The 21,478-nt window shown below is 65.8% G+C and carries 15 protein-coding genes; 6 read left to right on the top strand and 9 right to left on the bottom strand.

Annotated features, from left to right (window positions below; all coding sequences use genetic code 11):
* Positions 1-56 precede the first annotated feature (56 nt).
* A complete protein-coding gene (locus QPK29_RS12760) occupies positions 57-1,565 on the top strand; it encodes a class I adenylate-forming enzyme family protein (protein ID WP_371769034.1) in 1,509 nt (502 codons plus the stop codon).
* Between the two features lie 129 nt (positions 1,566-1,694).
* On the opposite strand, the gene QPK29_RS12755 is transcribed toward QPK29_RS12760, so the two are convergent.
* The gene (locus QPK29_RS12755; protein WP_371769033.1) at positions 1,695-1,931 is read right to left on the bottom strand and encodes a hypothetical protein; all 237 of its coding nucleotides are present in this window, start codon (positions 1,929-1,931) and stop codon (positions 1,695-1,697) included.
* Between the two features lie 179 nt (positions 1,932-2,110).
* On the opposite strand from QPK29_RS12755, the gene QPK29_RS12750 reads away from it, so the two are divergent.
* Both QPK29_RS12750 and QPK29_RS12745 read left to right on the top strand, forming a co-directional pair.
* Positions 2,111-4,363: a family 1 glycosylhydrolase gene (locus QPK29_RS12750; RefSeq protein ID WP_371769032.1), complete on the top strand. Its 2,253-nt coding sequence runs from the start codon at positions 2,111-2,113 to the stop codon at positions 4,361-4,363.
* 148 nt (positions 4,364-4,511) lie between these two features.
* Complete coding sequence (locus tag QPK29_RS12745) at positions 4,512-5,468, top strand: VirK/YbjX family protein (RefSeq protein WP_371769031.1); 957 nt, start codon at positions 4,512-4,514, stop codon at positions 5,466-5,468.
* Between the two features lie 82 nt (positions 5,469-5,550).
* Here QPK29_RS12745 and waaF read toward each other — a convergent pair whose 3' ends face one another.
* The 3 genes from waaF to QPK29_RS12730 are packed head-to-tail and all read right to left on the bottom strand — an operon-like array spanning position 5,551 to position 9,573.
* Positions 5,551-6,612 carry a lipopolysaccharide heptosyltransferase II gene (gene waaF, locus QPK29_RS12740; protein ID WP_371763858.1) on the bottom strand — a complete coding sequence of 354 codons (1,062 nt, stop codon included), beginning with the start codon at positions 6,610-6,612 and terminating at the stop codon, positions 5,551-5,553.
* Positions 6,609-8,339 carry a lipid A export permease/ATP-binding protein MsbA gene (gene msbA, locus QPK29_RS12735; protein ID WP_371769030.1) on the bottom strand — a complete coding sequence of 577 codons (1,731 nt, stop codon included), beginning with the start codon at positions 8,337-8,339 and terminating at the stop codon, positions 6,609-6,611. Before msbA ends, waaF begins: the two co-directional genes overlap by 4 nt.
* The gene (locus QPK29_RS12730; protein WP_056130290.1) at positions 8,332-9,573 is read right to left on the bottom strand and encodes an O-antigen ligase family protein; all 1,242 of its coding nucleotides are present in this window, start codon (positions 9,571-9,573) and stop codon (positions 8,332-8,334) included. Before QPK29_RS12730 ends, msbA begins: the two co-directional genes overlap by 8 nt.
* 97 nt (positions 9,574-9,670) lie before the next feature.
* On the opposite strand from QPK29_RS12730, the gene QPK29_RS12725 reads away from it, so the two are divergent.
* Positions 9,671-10,507, top strand: coding sequence for a glycosyltransferase family 2 protein (locus QPK29_RS12725; protein ID WP_371769029.1), 837 nt, complete (start codon positions 9,671-9,673; stop codon positions 10,505-10,507).
* Here the strand turns inward: QPK29_RS12725 and QPK29_RS12720 are convergent.
* The 3 genes from QPK29_RS12720 to QPK29_RS12710 form a co-directional block, all read right to left on the bottom strand.
* Positions 10,458-12,074, bottom strand: coding sequence for a methyl-accepting chemotaxis protein (locus tag QPK29_RS12720; protein WP_371769028.1), 1,617 nt, complete (start codon positions 12,072-12,074; stop codon positions 10,458-10,460). The two genes, QPK29_RS12725 and QPK29_RS12720, sit on opposite strands and share 50 nt — an antisense overlap.
* Positions 12,075-12,275: 201 nt before the next feature.
* Positions 12,276-15,770: a DNA polymerase III subunit alpha gene (gene dnaE, locus QPK29_RS12715; RefSeq protein WP_160409347.1), complete on the bottom strand. Its 3,495-nt coding sequence runs from the start codon at positions 15,768-15,770 to the stop codon at positions 12,276-12,278.
* Between the two features lie 163 nt (positions 15,771-15,933).
* Positions 15,934-16,812 (bottom strand): MipA/OmpV family protein, encoded by an 879-nt coding sequence (locus QPK29_RS12710; protein ID WP_371769027.1) that lies wholly within the window; start codon positions 16,810-16,812, stop codon positions 15,934-15,936.
* A gap of 229 nt (positions 16,813-17,041) precedes the next feature.
* Here QPK29_RS12710 and QPK29_RS12705 point away from each other — a divergent pair, with 229 nt between their 5' ends.
* Both QPK29_RS12705 and QPK29_RS12700 read left to right on the top strand, forming a co-directional pair.
* Positions 17,042-18,265: a TonB-dependent receptor gene (locus tag QPK29_RS12705; protein ID WP_371769026.1), complete on the top strand. Its 1,224-nt coding sequence runs from the start codon at positions 17,042-17,044 to the stop codon at positions 18,263-18,265.
* Positions 18,266-18,348: 83 nt separating this feature from the next.
* A complete protein-coding gene (locus tag QPK29_RS12700; RefSeq protein ID WP_056130274.1) occupies positions 18,349-19,245 on the top strand; it encodes a sulfurtransferase in 897 nt (298 codons plus the stop codon).
* A 91-nt stretch (positions 19,246-19,336) separates the two neighbouring features.
* Here QPK29_RS12700 and QPK29_RS12695 read toward each other — a convergent pair whose 3' ends face one another.
* The gene (locus QPK29_RS12695) at positions 19,337-19,906 is read right to left on the bottom strand and encodes a DUF4214 domain-containing protein (protein ID WP_400189765.1); all 570 of its coding nucleotides are present in this window, start codon (positions 19,904-19,906) and stop codon (positions 19,337-19,339) included.
* 232 nt (positions 19,907-20,138) lie between these two features.
* Entirely contained in the window at positions 20,139-21,476 is a 1,338-nt protein-coding gene (locus QPK29_RS12690; protein ID WP_371769025.1) for a TolC family outer membrane protein, read from the bottom strand.
* Positions 21,477-21,478: the final 2 nt, after the last annotated feature.

The following is a 21,478-nucleotide window of genomic DNA, read 5'->3' as shown; positions in this document are numbered from 1 at the left end:
CCTGTGCGGATGAATTTCTGAAATAATATACCGTTGGAAACTCCACGGGTGCCGCCATGATCGACATTCACTCCCTGCTGGCCTCGCTCCCCGCCCGCATTGACTCCATCCCGCGCACCGCGGCCGCGCGCACGCCCGACGCCCCTGCCCTCGTCGACGCCGGCCGCACGCTCACGTACCGCGAGCTGGCCGCCCTCGTCGACCGCCGCGCGGACCAGTTGCGCGCGCGCGGCGTGCGTCCCGGCGACCGCGTGCTGCTGGCCAGCGAAAACTGCGCGGACCAGATCGCACTCATCTTCGCCGCGGCGGCCGTGGGCGCGTGGATCGTCAACGTCAACCCGCGCCTGACCGCGCCCGAGCTGGACGCGATCCGGGGCCACGCGAGCGCGCGCCTCGCGGTGTACACGGCGGCCGTGTCGCCCGAAGCGGAGGCGCATGCGGCCCGCGCGGCCGCGTCGCTCGACGATGGCCTGATGATCGGGCCCCTGAACGACGACTGTACGCCCGAACAGGATGCAGATGTCGCCGCCCTGCTCTACACGACGGGCACGACGGGCACGCCGAAGGGCGTGATGCTGAGCCACCGCAGCCTGCTGTTCGTGGCCGCCGTGTCGAGCCGGCTGCGCGGCCTGACGCCGGCCGACAAGGCGTGGGGCGTGCTGCCGATCTCGCACGTGTACGGCCTGACGTCGGTGATGCTGGGTACGCTCAGCGCGGGCGCCTGCCTGCACCTGACGCCCCGCTTCACGCCCGAGGCGATGCTGGCGGCCATCCGCGACGACGGGCTCTCCATCGTGCAAGGCGTGCCCGCGATGTATGCGCGGCTGCTGGAGCACGTCGGCGACAGCGGTCCGCTCGCCACGCGCCTGCGCTTCGCCTACGCCGGCGGTTCGCCTCTCGATCCCGCACTGAAGGCGGCCGTCGGGCGCCTGCTGGGCGTGCCGCTGCACAATGGCTATGGCCTGTCCGAGGCGGCGCCCACGGTCAGCCAGACGCGGCTGGACGCGCCGCGGTCCGACACCTCGGTCGGCCTGCCGATTCCCGGCGTCGAGGTGCGCGTCGTGGACAAGGCAGGCGCGGATATCGTCGACGGCACGGCGGGAGAATTGTGGGTGCGCGGGCCGAACCTGATGCGCGGCTATTACCGCAATCCGGAAGCGACCGCCGCGGCGCTGCGTCCCGGCGGCTGGCTGAACACGGGCGACATGGCGCGCCAGGACCCGGACGGCGCGCTGTTCATCGTCGGCCGCACGAAGGAATTGATCATCCGGTCCGGCTTCAACGTCTATCCGCTGGAAGTGGAGACCGTGCTGAACGCGCACCCGGGGGTGACGCAGTCGGCCGTCGTCGGCCGCCCGGTCGCCGACGGCAACGAAGAGATCGTCGCGTTCGTCCAGCCGGATCCGCGCCGCATGCCGTCGGAAGCCGAGCTGCGTGCGTGGGCCGCCGGGCGGCTGGCGCCCTACAAGCGGCCGGCGCGCATCGTCATGATGGAAGCCCTGCCGGCGGCGGCGAACGGCAAGGTGCTCAAGCATGTACTGAAGGAACAAGCCGCCAGCCTGTAACGTCGCCCCCGCGCTGGAAACCGTCGCCCCCGCGCAGGCGGGGGCCCAATTTGCATGTACCGCGGCTGTGCCCGCAGCACTTGGGTCCCTGCCTCCGCAGGGACGACGTTCATAGGCAGCGTCCGACAGTTACCGCCGCCGCTTCTTCCAGTCGTACTCCGGTCCCGTCACATCCACGCCCGGATGCCCGACGACGTCCGGATGCTCGGAACACATCGTCACGAAGCGGATGCGCTCGCCTTCGCGCTGGCGCCGCCGCAGGTCTTCCATGAAGCGCATCGCCTCGACCATCGCGGTCGTGTCGAACCCCTGCGCGTGCGGGGCCCGGCGCCCATCGTTTTCGATCGTCCAGTAGACCATGTACATCGTGTGCCCTCCTGCCTGCATCGTGTGGGCGCACGGTCGGCATGTCAAGACGGGAGTCATAGCAAAGACCGATAGTACGTAGGACTTGTCCTAAATCCGGTCTATATGTTCGCCATCCCACACAAGAAGCCGGCATCGGCGTCTAGGCTTACGTCTTGGATCAACAGCAGGACATGCACATGAATCTCAGCAACCATATCCAGCCAGCAAGCTCGCCACTCCAGCTCTGGGGCGGCCTCGAATGCACCGTCAACCGCGTACGCGATCAGTACTTCTCCCAAATGGAACGCAACGGACATGCCGAACGGCTTCAGGACCTGGAGCGGTTCGCTTCGCTCGGCATTCGCGCCATCCGCTACCCCGTGCTGTGGGAACGTACCGCACCCGACGGCATCGACTCCGCCGACTGGTCGTGGTCCGACGAACGCCTGCCCGTCCTGCAGCAACTGGGCGTGACGCCCATCGTCGGCCTCGTCCACCATGGCAGCGGCCCGCGCCACACGAGCCTGATGTCCCCCGACTTCGCCGAGAAACTGGCCGAATATGCCGGCGCCGTCGCGCGCCGCTACCCGTGGGTCGAGTACTGGACGCCCGTCAATGAACCGTGCACGACCGCGCGCTTTTCCGGCCTCAACGGCGTCTGGTATCCGCATGACACGAGCGAGGATGGCTTCATCCGCGCCCTCATCAACCAGTGCCGAGCCGTCGTGCTGTCGATGCGCGCGATCCGCGCCGTGAACCCGAACGCGAAGCTGGTCCAGACCGACGACTTGTCGCGCACCTACGGCACGCCCGAGATGGCGGAGATCGCAAATTTCTTCAACGAACGCCGCTGGCTGGCGTGGGATATGTTGTGCGGGAAGATCGACCCCGGCCACGCGCTGTGGGACTACCTGCTCGAGAACGGCGCCGGCGCCGACGAGCTGCTGTGGTTTAAGGAAAACAACTGCCCGCCGGACATCATCGGCGTCAACTACTACATCACCAGCGAGCGCTGGCTCGACCACCGCGTCGAGCGCTATCCGGAAAGCCACCGCACCCATTACCGCGGCGTCCCCCACGCCGACATCGAATGCCCGCGCGTGCTGGCCACGCCGACGCCCGGCATCGGACCACTGCTGCAGGAAACGTGGGACCGCTACGGCCTGCCGGTCGCCGTCACCGAGGCGCACATCGATGCCAACCGTGAAGATCAATTGCGCTGGCTCGTGGAGATCTGGAACGCCGCCAGGAAGGTCCAGCAGGGCGGCGCCGACATCCGCGCCGTCACCGTGTGGGCCCTGCTCGGCTCGTTCGACTGGAACTGCCTCGTCACCGAATGCAAAGGCTATTACGAGCCCGGTCCGTTCGACGTGCGTGGCCCGCAGCCGCGCCCGACCGCGGTCGCGAACCTGATGCGCGAACTGGCCAGCGGCCGGCCGCTGGCGCACCCCGTGCTGCAGGGCCAGGGCTGGTGGCGCCGTCCAGGCCGCTTCCTCGCGAAGCCGGTGGCGACCCGCACCGCCGTGGCCGACATCGCCGAACGCGGCGCGTTCCGCTCCACGTTCCCGCAGCCGATCCTGATCACCGGCGCGACGGGCACGCTGGGCCGCGCCTTCGCCCGCATCTGCGAGCGCCGTAACCTCGCCTACCACGTGCTCACACGCCAGGAGATGGACATCGCCGATCCGGCCTCCGTCGAGGCGGCGATCGTGCGCTTCAAGCCATGGGCCATCATCAACGCGGGCGGCTACGTGCGCGTGGACGATGCCGAGGGCGACGTCGACCGCTGCATGCGCGAAAACGCGCACGGCCCGACCGTGCTGGCGCTGGCCGCCATCCGGCACGCGCTGCGCTTCATGACCTTCTCCAGCGACCTCGTGTTCGACGGCACGCTCGACCGCCCGTACGTGGAGTCCGACAAGGTGGCGCCGCTGGGCGTGTACGGCCGCAGCAAGGCGGATGCGGAACGGCGCGTGCTCGATTCCGACCCGCAGGCCCTCGTCATCCGCACGAGCGCCTTCTTCGGTCCGTGGGACGAACACAACTTCGTCACGCAGGCCCTCGACGCGCTCGACGCGGGCCGGCCGTTCGCGGCGGCCGCCGACCAGGTCGTGTCGCCGACGTACGTGCCGGACCTGGTGAATACCTGCCTCGACCTGCTGATCGACCGCGAGTGCGGTCTCTGGCACCTCACCAACGGCGCCGCGATGAGCTGGGCCGACCTGGCACGCCAGGCGTGTGCTGCGGCCGGCGTCGACGACGGCCGGCTGGAGGAACGCACGACCGGCGAACTCGGCCTGCGCGCCGCCCGTCCCCGCAACAGCGCGATGAGCAGCGAACGCGGCCTGTTGCTGCCATCGTTCGGCGATGCGCTGGCCCGCTACCTGCGCGACCGCGAGCTGCTGTCGAAACGGGCGGACGACGTCGAACCGGCGCATTACGCCAGCTGATCCACGCTCGATGAAACACGACCGCGCGCCCCCGCGTGCGGTCGTGTTACCGCTACATTAAATGTGATCAAGGTGTATTTACCGGCGGAATTTATTTAGTTACACTACGTTACTTAGCGTTACCTTACGCAACCTTGGTGTGACTCACATGTCCGACTTCCCTCGCCAGCCGCTACCCGCGGTGTCTGGTATGTATGCAGGCTATCGCCCGCTTGCTTCCCCCGCCGTCACGTTGCGCTCCGCCGTTCCGCCGCACCTGGCGGGTTTCAAGTCCACCCGCGAATACGCCAAGATCTGCATGCGCGCCGCGCTGCATCCGCGCCAGACGCCGCGGTGGCTGCACCTGCTCAACGCACATCCGGCATTCTCCGACTACGTGCGCAATTGCCCGCGCTTCCTGTACAAGGTCTACCGTCCGTACATCAGCCACGTGCTGGATGCCCGCACGCGCCTGGAGGCGATCCGCGCGCATTACGACTTCATGTTCCAGCGCGGCCTGGGCCAGGTGCTGGCGCGTGCCAGCCTGGGGCCCGTCGTGCTGGCCGAAGCCTCGGGTAAAAGCGGCCTGCCCTACCAGGTCCAGCTGCGCACCGTGAACATGTTCGACCGCGAAGGCGAACTGGTGCTGCAACTGACCCAGGACGACAAGGCCTTGTACACGGTGGCGTTCACGGTGGCGCCGCGCGACGGCCGTCCGGCCGTCAGCATCGGCTGCATCCAGGGCGGCAAGACGGAGGATGCGCGCGAGGCGATCCGCATAGCCACGCGCGAGCTGCACGGCATCCGCCCGAAGCAGCTGATGGCGACGCTGGTGCGCCAGCTGGGCCACGACTACGGGTGCGAACGGATGGTGATGGTGTCGAACCGCAACCGCGTGATCTACAAGGCGATCCGCAACGGCCGCGTGCTGGCCGACTATGACCAGCTGTGGGAAGAACTGGGCGCGCGCAAGCGGGCCGACGGCGACTGGGAACTCGACTGCGCGCCGGTGGCGGCGCCGGACCTGGACAGCATCCCGTCGAAGAAGCGGTCAGAGGCGCGCAAGCGGCATGAGGTGGTCAGCAGCATCGCCGACCAGGTATGCGAAGGATTACGCGGCCGATGAACGTCATTCCCGCGCACGCGGGAATCCATACTGAGCGAATCGAAGTTACTCAGCATGGGTCCCCGCTTTCGCGGGGACGACGCTAAGCTCTTACCGCACTGCCCTTTACCGGCACCAGAATCGGCACCAGCTCACTCCACACCCTCTCCACGCTCATCTTGTTCATGCAATCGTGATGCCCGAGCGGGCACTCGCGCTTGCGGCATGGCGAGCATGCCAGGCGCAGCGACACCGTCCGTGCCACCTCGGACAGCGGCGGCGCGTAATCCGGATCCGTCGAGCCGTACAGGGCGACGACCGGCCGGTTCAGCGCCGAGGCGATGTGCAGCAGGCCGGAATCGTTGGAGACGACGGCGCTCGCCCGCGCCAGCAGTGCGATGGCGTCGTCGAGCGACGTCTGGCCGGCCAGGTTGCGCACCGCTGCGCCGGCCGCGCCCGCGACATGCCGCACGACCTGGTCGCACGTCTCGCGGTCGTTCGGCGAACCGAGCAGCACCACCTGCACGCCCGGCACGGCGTCGACGACCTTCGCGGCCAGCGCGCCGTAGTACGCAGGCGGCCAGCGCTTGGCGATGCCGAACTCGGCACCGGGCGCGAACGCGACCAGGGGACGGGACAAGTCCACGCCGAAACGCTTGCCGACCTGTTCCGTTTCTTCCCCGCCGACGACGAGGTAGGGCCGCACCAGCTTGCCCGGCAGCGGAACCTCGGGCTCGCGCGCGAGGGCCGCGTAGAAGGGCACCATCGAGCGGCGCGGCTTGTCGTCGTGGTGCATGACGTTGACCATCCCGTAGCGCATTTCTCCCTTGTAGCCCACGCGGCGCGGGATGCGCGCGAGCCACGGGATCAGCGCGTATTTCAGGGTGTTGGGCAAGACGTAGGCATCGCTGTAGCCGCGCTCCTTCAGGATCCGTGCATAGCGCCACCGTTCGCCCAGCTGCAGCGCGCGGTGGCGGAACGGCGTCACCAGGATGTCGTCCGCCTCCTGGATGCGGCGCCACACGGGCACCACCTGCGGCGGCGCCAGCACGTCGATGGCGCGCTCCGGGTGGGCCTGCTTGAGCAGGCGCAGCAGGGGCTGGGCCATCACCGCGTCGCCGATCCAGTTCGGCGAGATGACGAGGGTGCGATCTTTCTCCGTCATGTTTCTTCCACCAGCGCCGAGAACTGCAACCGATACAGGTTGGCGTACATGCCGCCGCGGGACAGCAATTCGTCATGCGTGCCCTGCTCGACGATGCGGCCATGTTCCATCACGACGATCAGGTCGGCGCCTTCGATGGTCGACAGGCGGTGCGCGATCACGAACGTGGTGCGGCCGGCCATCAGGGTGTCGAGGGCGGCCTGCACGGCGCGTTCCGATTCGTTGTCCAGCGCCGACGTGGCCTCGTCCAGGATCAGGATCGGCGCATCCTTGTAGATGGCGCGCGCGATGGCCACGCGCTGGCGCTGGCCGCCCGACAGGCGCATGCCGTTCTCGCCGATCATCGTGTCGACGCCTTCCGGCAGGCGCGCGACGACGTCGTCGAGATGCGCGGCGCGGATGGCCGCGGCGAGGCGCGCCTCGTCCACATGCTCGACCCCGTAGGCGATGTTGGCGCGCAGCGTGTCGTCGAACAGCACGACGTTCTGGCTGACGAGCGCCAGCTGGGCGCGCAGCGACGGCAGCTGGATGTCCTGGTACGGAATGCCGTCCAGCAGGATGCGGCCGGCTTCCGGTTCGTAGAAGCGCGTGACGAGGTTCACGAACGTCGACTTGCCGCCGCCCGACATGCCGACCAGCGCGACGGTCTGGCCCGGCTTGACCTCCAGCGACACGTCGTCCAGCGCGAGCGACTGCGCGTTCGGGTAGCGGAACTTCACGTGCTCGAAGCGCACGTGGCCCTGCGCGCGCGCGATGATGCGCGTGCCCGGGTCGTGTTCGACCGGCGCGTCGATCAGGGAGAACACGGTTTCCGCCGCGGCGATCCCGCGCTGCATCGGGCCGTTCACTTCGGCCAGCGCTTTCAGCGGCGTGAGCAGCATCAGCATCAGGGTGACGAACTGGGTGAACTCGCCGACCGTCATGTCGGCCCGCAGCGCCAGCACCACGACGACCGACAACGCCACCGACGTGGCGACCTGGGTCACGGGCGTCGTCGCCGCGAAGGCGACCGTCATGCGCTGCGAAAAGCCGCGCAGCGCCTCGCTGCGCAAATAAAACCTGCGGTTCTCGTAGTTCTCGCCGGAGAACACGCGGATCACCTGGTGGCCGCGCGCCGCTTCCTCGACGACCTGGGTCATCTCGGCCGTCACGCGCTGGTTCTCGCGGTTCAGGTGGCGCAGGCGGCGGCTCGTCGTGCGCACGATCACGGCCGTCAGCGGCACGACGACGATCGCGACGACGGTCAGCATCCAGTTCAGCCACAGCAGCGAGCCGAGCAGGCCGATCACGACGAGCACGTCGCGCACGAACGAGATGAACACGGACTGGATCATGTCCACGACCTGGCGCACGTCGCCGACGACGGTGTTGATCACCTTGCCGGTCGACTCTTCGTGGAAGCGCGCGACCGGCAGGCGCAGCAGCCGCGCGAAGGCCTGCGCGCGCAAGTCGTTCAGCACGCGCGAGAGCACCCAGTTGTTGTAATAGGCGGTGGCGAACGTGCCGATGCCGCGCAGGACGAAGATCGACACCAGCACGCCGGGAATCCACCACAGGCTGAACGGCACCTTGTTCTTGAAGCCCATGTCCATCAGCAGCTTCAGGGCCTCGCCCAGCAACGGCTGGGTGGCGGCCGTCAACGCCATCGCGAGCAGCGACAGGAAGGCGCGCCCGCGATAGGGTTTCAGGATCGCCCACAGGCGCTTGATGATGACACTGTTATCCAATTTTTTCTTTCGCATTCAGGCAGAAGCCCATGAGCACAAACACCATGAGCGCATAGAACAGACTGCCCTTCATAGACCAGAAAATCACTTCCGTCAGCCCGAAGCCGACATAGCCCAGCACCACGAACGCTCCGCCCAGCGCGACCGCGAACTGCGGTCCGCGCGCATCCTGGCCGAGCCGGCGCAGGAAGAACCGCAGGGGCGCGACCAGCGTGGCGGCCCAGAGGACGAAGCCGACGACGCCGCCCGTCGCCAGCGCCTGCAACACATCATTATGCAGGTGCGGCAGCTGGAGCACCAACGGATCGAGCCGGCCGGCCTGCGCATAGTCCGCCAGGCGGACGCGGCAGGCATCGAAACCCATGCCCAGCACCGGATGCTCGCGGATCAGCATGATGGCACCCTTCCACAACTCCAGCCGGGTGCCGACGTTCGTCCACACGGTGCCGCCCTCGTACCAGATGCGGGCGTCGCTGACGCCCTGGGCGAAGCGCTCCTGCACGCCCAGCGCCGGCGTGAACCAGGCCGCGGCCAGCACGGCCACGCCGCCGGCCAGCAGCGCGCGCACCCGGCGGCTGTCGATCCCGCGCGCGTGGCGCCCCAGCACCAGCAGCGCCAGCGCGACCGCTGCCCAGCTGCCGCGGGTGCCCGTCAGCACGGACGCGGCGAGTCCCGCCAGCGCGCCGGCGCCGGCCAGCACCGCATCGCGCGGGCGGTCGCGCATGTCGATCGCGCCGGCCAGCGACAGCAGCCCCAGCAGCATCGCCAGGTCGCCGAACGTGATCGAATTGACGAATCCGCCCGGCCGGTCGATGTGCAGCACGAGACGCTGCCAGGCGATGAACGGCAGCGCCGCCACGGCGCCCGCGCTCGCGCCCCACCACAGCGCCCGGCGCGGCGCGCGCATGGCCACGACGAGGACGAGCGCGCTCACCGACAGGAGCATGCGCAGCGGCTTTTCCTGCACGCTGAGCCGTTCGCCGCGCAGCAGCGCGCACGCGAGCACGAACAGGAAGTGCAGCAGGAAGGCTAGCACGACCCAGCGTACCTGCGGCCAGTGGCGCACGAGCGCATCCCGGCTCGGTTTGAAGAATATCAAAGCGCTGGCCAGGAACAGGAAACTCGCAAGATTCACGCCGAACGAGGTGACGAGGCTCAAAAAGGGTAACAGGAAGGCCAGGGTGCCGATCCAGACCCGCATCGGTTCCCTCGTGTTCGTCGGATTGCTGTTCATCGATGTTCTTGTGGGATACTCTTGCCCCTGATGGCACCTCGCAAAACCGTCGAGGTTTGGCGACGTGCCCAAAATATGGGAGTGTACACTGGACCTTATGCTTCACGCACAGACAATCTCGGTCGTGATCACCACCTACAACCGGCCCGACGCGCTGGAGGCGGTGGTGCGGGCATGTTTTATGCAGAACGACAAGAATTTCGAAATCATTATCGCTGATGATGGCTCGACTGCCAACACGCGTGCCTGCGTGGAGCGGCTGGCGGCGGCGTCACCGGTGCTTCTGCGCCACGTCTGGCAACCCGACCAGGGTTTTCGCGCCGCGATGGCCCGCAACCGCGGCACCCTGGCCGCGACGGGCGACTACATCGTCTTCCTCGACGGCGATTGCATCCCGCAACGCGATTTCATCGCGCGCCATCGAATGCTGGCCGAGCCCGGTTGCCTCGTGTCGGGCAGCCGCATCCTGATGTCGGAGGCCCTGACGCGCCGGGTGCTGGACGACGGGATCGATGTAAGCGCCACCGCGCCCCTGACCCGGCTGGGATGGCGGCTGCAGGGCGACCTGAACAAGACGCTCCAGCCGCTGGGGCTGCGCTGGCCCGACCTGGGCCGCACGTCGCGCAAGTTCACCTGGCGGCGCATCAAGAGCTGCAACCTGGCCGTCTGGCGCAGCGACCTGGAGAAAGTGAACGGGTTCGACGAGAGCTTCACGGGCTGGGGCCATGAAGATTCCGACCTCGTCGTGCGGCTGTTCCACGCCGGCGTGCGGCGCAAGGACGGCGCTTTCGCCACCGAGGTATTCCATCTGTGGCACCGCGAGGCGCAGCGCGACCAGGAGACCAGCAACCGCAAGGTCGTCCTGGAACGCGCTGCCAACAAGATTACGCAGGCAACGATCGGGTTGCGCGAGCACGCGCAGCCGGCGCCGTAGCGGCCCGGCGGGTCTCCACCGGCGCCGCGTCCACGCGGAACACGCTGACCACCTGGGCCAGCTTCGCGGCCTGCTCCTGCATCGCTTCCGACGCGGCCGCCGCTTCCTCGACGAGCGAGGCGTTCTGCTGGGTCACCTGGTCCATCTGGGCGATGGCCTGGTTGATGTGCTCGATGCCGTCGCCCTGCTCCCGCGTGGCGCTGCTGATCGCGCCGATCATCGTGCTGACCTTGTTCACGCTCGCGACGATCTCCTGCATCGTCGCGCCCGCCTCCTCCACGAGCTTCGCGCCGTCGTCCACGCGCGCGACGGAATCGCCGATCAGGGCCTTGATTTCCCTGGCGGCCGTGGCGGAACGCTGGGCCAGGTTGCGCACTTCGCTCGCCACCACGGCAAAGCCCCGGCCCTGCTCGCCGGCTCTAGCCGCCTCGACCGCGGCATTCAGCGCGAGGATATTCGTCTGGAACGCGATGCCGTCGATGACGCCGATGATGTCGACGATCTTGCCCGACGATTCGTTGATCGACGCCATCGTATCGACCACGCGCGCGACGACGGCGCCGCCGCGGCCCGCCACCTCGGCGGCGGAATCGGCCAGCCGGCTCGCTTCGCGCGCGTTCCCGGCGCTGTTCTTCACGGTCGACGTCAATTCTTCCATCGACGCGGCCGTCTCTTCGAGCGAGCTGGCCTGTTCTTCCGTGCGGCTGGAGAGATCCAGGTTGCCGCTGGCGATCTCGCGCGATGCCGTGGCGATCAGGTCCGTGCCCGAGCGCACGTCGGCGACGATGCCGGCCAAGGCGTCACGCATGCGTTTCATCGCGGCCATCAGGCTCGCTTCGGCACCGGCACGCACGGGCACGTCGCTGCCGAGGTCACCGGCGGCGATGCGCTGCGCGACGGCGACGGCCTCGGCCGGATCGCCGCCGATCGAGCGCTCGACGCTGCGTACCACCATCCAGACCAGGGCGTTGAGCAGCACGCCGATGACGGCCAGCCAGCCGGCGGCCGCAATCAATTGCGCGTAGAAAGCATGATCGAGGTCGTCGATGTACAGGCCCGTCATGAAGTACCAGCCCCAGGGCGCGTAGGGCTCGACATAGGTCAGCTTGGGCTCGGGCTTTTGCGAGCCCGGCTTGGCCCACAGGTATTCGATGAAGCCGCCGCGACCCGCCTGCGTCGCGGCGATACCGTCGACGTACGGCTTGTGGCCTTCCGGATCGGCCGTCTGGCCGAGCGGCGTACCGACCAGTTCCGGCTTGATCGGATGCATCAGCACGGTCTTGTCGTCATAGATGGTGAGATAGCCGCTGGTCCCGAAGCGCAACGCGCGGGTACGGTCCAGCACCTGCTTTTTCGCCTCGTCGACCGGCATCTTGCCGGCAGTGGCCGCGGCCGCGTATTCCTTGGCGATGGACACCGCCATCTCGCTGGCGTTCGACAGCTGGATCTTGCGCTCCTCGAGGCGAAGCGCGCGGCTCTGCAGCGCGTTCACGGTGAACACCCCGAGAAGGCAGATCCAACTGAGCAGTAAAGGGAGGAACAGTTTTTGACGAAATGTGATTTTCATATTGATCTGCGCCGTCATCCCGGCGCCCGAAACCCGGAAAGTATCCGTGGATCAATATTTACCAACGAACATTGTCTAACTCAATGTCTCAATTGCAATCACAATCAATGTTAGCGCTCACTGCCGCCGGAACGAGGCGGCCCAACAACACAGTTGACAATATGTCTTGTCAGTTATTCACCGCAGCACGCACGGCGCGCGTCAATACTCGACCGCGACGTCTTTCGCGCCGAGGTGCAGCTCGAGCGCGTATTTCAGTTCATCCGACGGCGCCACGCGCCAGGCGTCGCCCAGCTGCAGGATGCACGGGATGCCCTGCGGCGTCACGCGCAGGCTGACCGGCAGGCCGTTCTCGTGGCGGTAAGGCTGCAGGATCTCGGCCAGCTTCGCCGGCGCGATCGTGCACGCCACGTCCATCTCCAGCTTGTGGCCGTACTGGATGCGCGCCGTCGCGATGTCGAACACCTTCTCGGCCGTGATGCGCAGGCCGCCGTTGAAGCGGTCTTCCGAGACCTTGCCGACGACGAGCAGGAACTCGTCCTCGCGGAAGATGTTCTTGTGCTGCTCGAACAGCTCGTTGTAGATGGTGACCTCGACGACGCCGGACTTGTCGTCCAGCGACACGATGAGGATCTTGCCGCGCTGCGTGAGCTGCGTGCGCACGCCCGTGATCACGCCGCACAGCATGCGCGGGTCGCGCGACGGTTCCAGGTCCTTCAGCTTGGTCTTGGCGAACCGGCGCACTTCCTGCGCGTACGAGTCGAACATGTGACCGGACAGGTAATAACCCAGCGCGGTCTTTTCCTCGGCCAGCTTCTGGCGGTCCGTCCACGGCGTCGCCTTCACATAGTCGGGCGGCGCGACGAGGTCGGAATCGTCGCCGCCGAACAGGCTGACCTGGTTGGCGGCGGCGGCGGCCTGTCCCGCTGCTTCCATCGCGAAGGCGACCGATGCCAGCAGCACCGCGCGGTCGATGCCGAAGCAGTCCATCGCACCCGCGCGGATCAGCGATTCGATCGTGCGGCGGTTGATCTGCTTGCGGTCGACGCGCTTGCAGAAGTCGAACAGGTCCTTGAACCTGCCGCCCGATTCGCGCGCGGCGATGATCGCCTCGATCGCGCCCTGCCCCGCGCCCTTCACGCCGCCGAGGCCGTAGCGGATGTTCTTGACGGGCTTGCCCGTGACGGACGGCGGCGGGCCTTCCGGCGTGAAGCGGAACTGCGATTCGTTGACGTCCGGCGGCAGGATCGTCAGGCCGCACATGTCGATCGAGTCCTCGACGAGGATCTTGATCTTGTCCGTGTCTTCCATGGCCAGCGACATGTTGGCTGCCATGAACGCGGCGGTGTGGTGGACCTTCAGGTACGCCGTGTGGTACGACAGCAGCGCGTACGCGGCCGCGTGCGACTTGTTGAAGCCGTAGCCCGCGAACTTCTCCATCAAGTCGAAGATCTCGTCGGCCTTCTCGGTCGTCAGGCCGTCCTTCGCGGCGCCGGCGCGGAAGATCGCGCGGTGCTCGGCCATTTCCTCGGCCTTCTTCTTGCCCATCGCGCGGCGCAGCATGTCCGCGCCGCCCAGCGAATAGCCGCCGACGATCTGCGCCATCTGCATCACCTGCTCCTGGTAGACCATGATGCCGTAGGTCTCGGACAGGATCGACTCCGTGCGCGGGTCCGGGTAGTCGAACTTTTCGCCGTGTTTCCGCTTGCAGAAGTCGGGAATCAGGTCCATCGGGCCCGGACGGTACAGCGCGACGAGCGCGATGATGTCCTCGAAGCGGTCGGGACGCGCATCCTTCAGCATGCCCTGCATGCCGCGGCTTTCAAGCTGGAACACGGCGACGGTTTTCGCGTCCGTCAGCAGTTTATAGGTCGGCCGGTCCGTCAGCGGCAGCTTGGACAGCTCGAAATCCTTGTCGACCGGATCGAGCGCGCGGATGTAGTTGACGGCGCGGTCGAGGATGGTCAAGGTGGTCAGGCCAAGGAAGTCGAACTTCACGAGGCCGGCCGCCTCCACGTCGTCCTTGTCGTACTGCGACACGACGCCGGCGTCGCCGCCCTGCGTGTACAGCGGGCAGAAGTCCGTCAGCTTGCCGGGCGCGATCAGCACGCCGCCCGCGTGCATGCCGATGTTGCGGGTGATGCCTTCGACCTGCTGCGCGAGATCGAGCAGCTGCTTCACTTCTTCTTCGTTCTCGAGGCGCTCCTTCAACATCGGCTCTTCTTCGATCGCCTCGGCGATCGACACGGGCTTGCCCGGCTTGAACGGGATCAGTTTCGAGATGCCGTCGCAGAAGTTATAGCCGAAGTCGAGCACGCGGCCCACGTCGCGGATCGCGCCCTTCGCCGCCATCGTACCGAACGTGGCGATCTGCGACACGGCGTCGCGGCCGTACAGGTCCTTCACGTGCTGGATGACGAGTTCCCGCTTTTCCTGGCAAAAGTCGATGTCGAAGTCGGGCATCGAGACACGTTCCGGGTTCAGGAAACGTTCGAACAGCAGGTTGTATTTCAGCGGATCGAGGTCGGTGATCTTGAGCGCGTACGCGACGAGCGAACCCGCACCGGAGCCGCGGCCCGGACCGATCGGCACGCCGTTGTTCTTGCCCCACTGGATGAACTCCGCCACGATGAGGAAGTAGCCCGGGAACTTCATCTTGATGATGGTGTTGTTCTCGAACTCCAGGCGGGCTTCGTAGCGCGGGCGCTCCTTCTCGCGCTGCACCGGATCCGGGTACAGCTCGATGAGGCGCTCTTCCAGGCCCTTCTTCGTTTCCGCGACGAGGAATTCGTCGATCGTCATGCCCGGCGTCGGGAAGTTCGGCAGCTGCGGCTTGCCGAGCGTCAGCGTGACGTTGCAGCGCTTGGCGATCTCCACGGAGTTGGCCAAGGCACCCGGCAGGTCCTTGAACAGTTCCGCCATCTCGGCCTGCGACTTGAAGCACATGCCTTCATTGAAGCGGCGCACGCGCTTGGCGTTGGCCAGCATCTCGCCCTCGGCGATACACACGCGCGCTTCGTGGGCGATGAATTCGTCCTTGCTGATGAACTGCACCGGGTGCGTCGCGACGACGGGCAGCCCGAGCCGGTTCGCCAGCGCCACCGAGTGGCGCACCTGCTGTTCCTGGTTCGGCTGGCCGGCACGCTGGATCTCGACGTAGAAGTGCCCCGGGAAGATCTGCGCCCAGCGGCGCGCGCACGCCTCGGCCTTGTCCAGGTCGCCGTTGTCGATGGCCTGGCCGATGTCGCCGAACTGCGCGCCCGACAGGACGATCAGGCCGTTCGATTGCGGCACGTCGGGCTCCAGCGTGGAGACGGAGGTTGCGAGCGCTTCCAGCCACTCGACGCGGATCTCGGCCCGGCCCTTGTACTGGTTCGTCAGCCACGCCTTGGACACCAGCTCGCACAGCTGCAGATAGCCCGTCTTGTTCTTGCACAGGATGAGCAGGCGGAACGGCTTGTCGCGGTTCTCGTCGTTCGTGATCCACGCATCCACCCCGACGATCGGCTTGACGCCCTTGCCGCGCGCCGCTTTATAGAAGCGCACGAGGCAGAAGGCGTTGGCCAGGTCGGTCACACCCACCGCCGGCTGCTGGTCCTTGACGGCGGCAGCCACGAGGTCGTCAATACGGACGAGGCCGTCGACGATCGAGTATTCGGTATGGACGCGGAGGTGGGTGAAGATCGGGGAAGTCATCCTGTCATTTTACCTCGGACGGCCGGAATGGAGGGTTGCATCCAGGCACCGTGTTCCTCTTGACAAGACCTCAGCAAGTCGTTCCCGCGGAGGCGGGAACCCATGCTGAGCGTCCTGATCGACTCAGTATGGGTTCCCGCTTTCGCAGGGACGACGGTCATATTCAGAACGCGTAATTGATCGCGCCCCCGAACACCCACTGGTTCGGACTTCCGCGCCGGTCCACGATCGGACTGTCCTTCGCATCTCCCAGCAGCCGCTCGTAGCGCCCGGCCAGGGTGACGCCCCAGTGCCGGTCGAACTGCGACATCAGCTGGAACGGGACCCGGATCGACGTGAGCCCGCCCTCGGCCCGGTATGGCGTCCCGCCCCGCTCCGGGAACGCGGCGAGATCCGCGCCGTTGATGCCGAAATAACGGTCGTTGAAATGGTCACTCGCGAAAAACAGGCTGAAGCCGGCCGAGCCGAGCAGCGGCCGCCCGCCGATACCCTGCGGGAAGGGATAAAAATACGTCGCCTTGATGCTCCCCGTGGCGCCCGTGTACAGGTTGTTCGTGTTCCACGCGACGTCGCCGCTGAACACGATCTTGTGCAGCGGGTCGGCGGACATCGGCACATCGTAGCTGGCAAAGATGCCGAGCTCGGACGCGGCCGGGATCCGGCGCATCTGGCGCACGACGGCATCGTCGACGTCCGTGTCGCGCGTCGGCCGCGCCCGGTACAGGAACCCGGCCCGCAGGCTGTTGAGCGGGATAAAGGTCTGCGGCAGGTTCATGTTGGACGGCAGCACGTTCAGCTTGACCTCCGGGCCGATCACGCGCAGCCACATGCCATTGCCGAAGTTGGCATGCAAGAAACCCGCACCTTCGGCATGGTAATCCTCGGAACCGGGAAAATCCGGCAGCCCGAACGCACCCGCGCCCACCATATTGACTTCCTGCGGCATCTCGACCGGGATCACTTCCTGCGCGCCCGCATGCGCCGCGAGCAGGAAAGCGCCGGACACTGCTATACCGGCCTTCAACAACGTTGGCTTCGTCATGATTTACCCCCGATGAAAGATGCAAACCATCCTAAGGGGAGACGTCAATATGACTGTTTGCGGCAGCTCATACGCACCGGCGAACTTTTATGAGCCGACTTTGTCCTGCCGAACGCGACAACAAACATCCTGACCGAATAACAACAGTCGGTATTGAATGATGATCAACATTGATATTCAAGTAAATATAATTCCGTCCCACAACTATTATTAACTAGGGGTTAAACTCATGCATTTGAAGCAAACGACTCTTATCGTCGCACTGGCGGGCACCATGGCGCTGCCGGCAGCCGCCCAACAACTGGATTGCCAGAAATCGTTCGGTTTTCGCGCGGACGTGAACGGCACGGCAGGCCAGACGCTGTGCGCGTCCAACGTCGATACCTTCATCGACTCTGCGAAGAACTTCACGCTGAGCAACAGCGGCTACCGGGACAACTCGGTCGCCCAGGCGCAAGGCCGTTTCGACGACATCAACGTCGTCCTGCGCTACGCGACCGCCTCCACCACGCTGAGCTACAACTTCCCGGAACTCGGCATGAGCGGCTCCTTCACGGGCGCGACGCGTGACGACTCCGAGGAACAACTCGTCGAATTCCTGAAGAAATCCGATATCCTCGGCAAGGTATTGCGCTACCAGTCGCAGCACTCGGCCTCGAGCGCCCTGACCGGCGCCGGCGGCCTCATCCCGATGCTCGGCACCGCCGACTTCGCAGCCGGCTTCGATACCGCCAGCAAGATCGCCACGGGCGGCACGGCCGGCACGCCGAACAACCTGATCGGCGTCGGCCTGGGCTACTCGACCTACAACGTGAGCGGCGGCGGCGAACAGGTCAAGACGACCAGCCTGCCCCTTTCCTACACCTGGCGGAGCGACAGCGACGCACGGCGCCAGGTCGTGCTGAGCATGCCCATCATGGATGCGAAGACGGGCAACGCCCACGCCTACAACTTCGGGCTCGGCCTGGCCGTGCGCCTGCCGGTCAGCGACAACTGGACCCTGACGCCGGGCGTGCGCTACTCCGCCGTGGCGTCGCTCGACCGCGCCACCGTCTCCACCGTCGCATCCGCCTCGCTGATGAGCACGTACGTCATTCCCCTGGGCGGCGTCGATCTCGCGGTCGGCAACATGATCGCCCTGTATAAAACGGGCAAGTTCCGCAGCGGCGATTACTCGTTCGATCCGGACATCAAGCTGAAGATGACGCGCAATGGCCTGATGGCCTCGCTGCCGACGACGGCCTTCGGCGCCGATACGGCCGCGGAGTTCTCGCTGATCGACACCCGCTACCTGGGCGAGAAACCGTATGTCAGCAACAGCCAGGAGATCGGCGTCACGCTCGGCACCAACCGCAACGCCTCGAACCGCCACAGCTTCCTGCGTGCGGGCGTCTCTTACGTGCGCAGCAACGTCACCCGTGGCCTGACGCTGAATCTCGGCTACTGGTTCTGACGCTGGTCCGGCGTGCATGAACGGACGCCAGTGCCGGGAAAGCGACGCTTACGGCCCGCAGCTGACTTATAATAGCGGGCTTCATGTCACGTTCTCCCGCATTCACGATCATGCACGTCAATATCGCCGCCTACAAGTTCGTCACCCTCGACAACCTCGAAGAATTGCGCCCGCAATACCAGGCGAAGTGCAACGAGCTGGGCCTGAAGGGCACGGTCCTGCTGACGCCGGAGGGCATCAACATGTTCGTCTCCGGCCCGCGCGCGGAGATCGACCAGTACCTCGCCTGGGTGCACAGCGACGCCCGCCTGGCCGACCTGGAGTGGAAAGAAAGCGTGTCGACCGAACAGTCGCACCGCCGCATGCTGGTTCGCATCAAGAAGGAAATCATCACGATGCGCATGCCGCTGATCAAGCCTGAACTGGGCCGCGCGCCCTCCGTGGCGCCGAAGACGCTCAAGCGCTGGCTCGACCAGGGCCATGACGACGACGGCGTCCCGGTCGTCATGATGGAAACGCGCAACGCGTTCGAAGTCGACGTCGGCACGTTCGACAACACGCTCGACTACCGCATTGACAAGTTCAGCGAATTCCCGGAAGTCGTCGAGAAACACAAGGACGAGCTCAAGGGCAAGACCGTCGTGACGTTCTGCACGGGCGGCATCCGCTGCGAAAAAGCCGCTATCCACATGCAAAACATCGGCTATGACCGCGTTTATCAACTCGACGGCGGCATCCTGAAGTATTTCGAGGAAGTGGGCGGCGACCACTACACGGGCGACTGCTTCGTGTTCGACTATCGCACCGCACTCAATCCGAAGCTGGAACCGACGGAGACCGTGCAATGCTTCGCGTGCCGTGCCGTCGTGACGCCGCGGCAGCAGTTGTCGCCGGAGTATGTGGTGGGGAAATCGTGCCCGCATTGCGCGGGTGGCAAGGCAACGGTCGAATCCGCCGCCGGGGACGCCGCGGCCGCATAATAAAAAACTCCCGCCCGATACTGCAGCGGGAGCCGGCACGATGTAAATCACGAGCGCGTCTTGCGCAGAGTGCGTGCCATCCTCACCCGATTCAAGCCACGAAGTGCGGCGCTTCGACGCCCTGTGCGCTGCCCACGATCTGGGCGATATTGGCATCGATGACGCCGGGGTCGCGCGCCATGGCGGCGCTGGCGAGGTCGACGATCGAGTCGATCAGGCCGGACGAGATGTCGAACGCCTTCGGTCCCATGTAAGCCGAAATCTCGGCCGCCGTGTCGAGGTGGTTCGTGTACTCGACGGCGACGGCGAGACGGCCGTTGAAGACGACACTGTCGGCATTGTGCGCAGTCTGCGCCGCCTTGACCATCTCGCTGACCACGTGCTCGATGCTGAGGATGTGGTTGTCGAGGGCGTCGGTCCAGAATTTCACGCCTTCCGCATCGCCTTCGCGGCCAAACATGTTGTGGTACACCGCTTCCACCACGTCGTGGTTGCTCCTGCCGCCGTAATTCGCCTGGTATTCAGCCGACGTCGCGAAGTCGTGCTGGATTTGCGTGATCACGTTCGGATCCTGGTTCATGGCACTGACCCAGAAGTTCAGGCCTTCCGGATCCGCGGGACGTCCGAAATATTCCACATACAGCTTCTGAATCTCACTCACATTGTCAGCCATCGCTGCCTCCATCTAACGGTTGTAAATTCATGCTACATGAATTGATGGACGGGAGGCGCACCGAACTCAGGCGCAACGGGCCGAGTTCCTCATGGATAGTATTTCTCAAGAGAAGTAACTGCTTACATTCTGGAGTGTAATTGTTACTTCTTGGATAGCCAAAAAAAAGGCCCGCTGCGCGGAACGCAGCGGGCCTCGTCCATGTCGGGCGGCGAGCGTGTCAGCGGAAATACGCCGCCACTTCGCGCACGTCGCTGTCGCCGAGCGTGCCGGCTGCGGCGCGCAGGCGCAGCAGACCGAGCAGGTAGGAATAGCGCGCCTGCGCGAGATCGCGCTGGCTCGAGTACAACTGTTGCTGGGCATTGAGCAGGTCGAGATTGATACGCACGCCACCCTTGATGCTCTGCTCGGTGGCGACCATCAGCTCCTTGCCGGACGCGACGGCCTTTTCCAGCGCCGTGACCTTGGCCACGCTGTTCTGCACGAGGTCGTAGGCCTTGCGCAGCTCGACCAGCACCTGGTTCGTGCGGTTGTCCAGGTCGGACTGGGCGCGGTTCCAGTTGTCGGCGGCCTGGCGCGTCTGCGCGCTGATGGCGCCGCCCTGGTAGATCGGAATGTTCACCTGCACGCCGATCGTGCGGTTCACGGAGTTCTGCTGGTAAGTCTGCAGCGACGCCGAGTCGTCCTTGCTGTAGGCCGCGATGAAATCGACGCGCGGCGCATGGCCCGCCTTGTTACGCTGGATCTCCAGGCGCGCGTTCTCGACACCCAGGCGCGCGGACAGCAGTTGCGGATTGTGCGCGAGCGCGATGTTGCGCCACTCGTCCATCGACGCGGGCTTCAGCGGCTGGAAGTGGAAATTCGTCCCGAGTTTGTCGAGCGTGCCGGGTTCCATGCCGATCACGCCGGCCAGCGTGTCGCGCATCGCCTGGGCGTTGTCCTGCGTTTCCACCAGCTGGGCTTCCGCGAGGTCGAACCGCGCCTTGGTCTCGAGCATGTCGGTTTTCGTGCCCTCGCCTTTTTCGAACAGGCGCGCGTTGACCTTCATCTGCTCCTGGTACATATCGCGCTGCACGCGCGCGAGTTCCACCTGGTCTTCGGCGAACAGGGCATCGGCATACGCACCGACGACGCGCAGGATCACGTCGTTCGTATCCGCCTCGAACTGCTGGGCGCCCTGCTTCGCCTGGACCTTGCCCTGGCGGTAGCGCACGATGCCGTCCAGGTTCAGGATCGGCTGGCGCACCTGGATGGCGGACGACCGGCTGATGTAGCGGGGGTGGCTCGGAAACCACATGTTGTACTGCGACGAATACTGGTTGAGGTCCGCCACGTTGCGGTTCGCCGAATAGCTGGCCGACACCTGCGGCAGCAGGTTCGACCGCCCGAGGATCTCGTTTTCCTGCGCCGATTCCTTCTCGAAGTAATGCATGCGGTACTGAGGATCGTTCTTCAGTGCCGCCTCGTAGGCCTGTTGCAGGCTGATCGCGCCCGCGTTGCCGGCGGCCAGCGCCAGCAGTGCGGCCGCGGCCACGGCCGTCCTGATCGCTCGCGCCATCG

The organism is Massilia orientalis, assembly GCF_030411975.2.
Classification (GTDB): domain Bacteria; phylum Pseudomonadota; class Gammaproteobacteria; order Burkholderiales; family Burkholderiaceae_D; genus Telluria; species Telluria orientalis.
Note: the sequence above shows the minus strand (reverse complement) of the source record. Positions and strands in the feature narration are given on the sequence as shown.

Excerpts from the sequence above, each read along its gene's own strand:
- QPK29_RS12760 (WP_371769034.1), top strand. The coding sequence starts at position 57 with ATGATCGACATTCACTCCCTGCTGGCCTCGCTCCCCGCCCGCATTGAC.
- QPK29_RS12755 (WP_371769033.1), bottom strand. The coding sequence starts at position 1,931 with ATGTACATGGTCTACTGGACGATCGAAAACGATGGGCGCCGGGCCCCG.
- QPK29_RS12750 (WP_371769032.1), top strand. The coding sequence starts at position 2,111 with ATGAATCTCAGCAACCATATCCAGCCAGCAAGCTCGCCACTCCAGCTC.
- QPK29_RS12745 (WP_371769031.1), top strand. The coding sequence starts at position 4,512 with ATGTCCGACTTCCCTCGCCAGCCGCTACCCGCGGTGTCTGGTATGTAT.
- waaF (WP_371763858.1), bottom strand. The coding sequence starts at position 6,612 with ATGACGGAGAAAGATCGCACCCTCGTCATCTCGCCGAACTGGATCGGC.
- QPK29_RS12730 (WP_056130290.1), bottom strand. The coding sequence starts at position 9,573 with ATGAACAGCAATCCGACGAACACGAGGGAACCGATGCGGGTCTGGATC.
- QPK29_RS12725 (WP_371769029.1), top strand. The coding sequence starts at position 9,671 with ATGCTTCACGCACAGACAATCTCGGTCGTGATCACCACCTACAACCGG.
- QPK29_RS12720 (WP_371769028.1), bottom strand. The coding sequence starts at position 12,074 with ATGAAAATCACATTTCGTCAAAAACTGTTCCTCCCTTTACTGCTCAGT.
- dnaE (WP_160409347.1), bottom strand. The coding sequence starts at position 15,770 with ATGACTTCCCCGATCTTCACCCACCTCCGCGTCCATACCGAATACTCG.
- QPK29_RS12710 (WP_371769027.1), bottom strand. The coding sequence starts at position 16,812 with ATGACGAAGCCAACGTTGTTGAAGGCCGGTATAGCAGTGTCCGGCGCT.
- QPK29_RS12705 (WP_371769026.1), top strand. The coding sequence starts at position 17,042 with ATGCATTTGAAGCAAACGACTCTTATCGTCGCACTGGCGGGCACCATG.
- QPK29_RS12700 (WP_056130274.1), top strand. The coding sequence starts at position 18,349 with ATGTCACGTTCTCCCGCATTCACGATCATGCACGTCAATATCGCCGCC.
- QPK29_RS12690 (WP_371769025.1), bottom strand. The coding sequence starts at position 21,476 with ATGGCGCGAGCGATCAGGACGGCCGTGGCCGCGGCCGCACTGCTGGCG.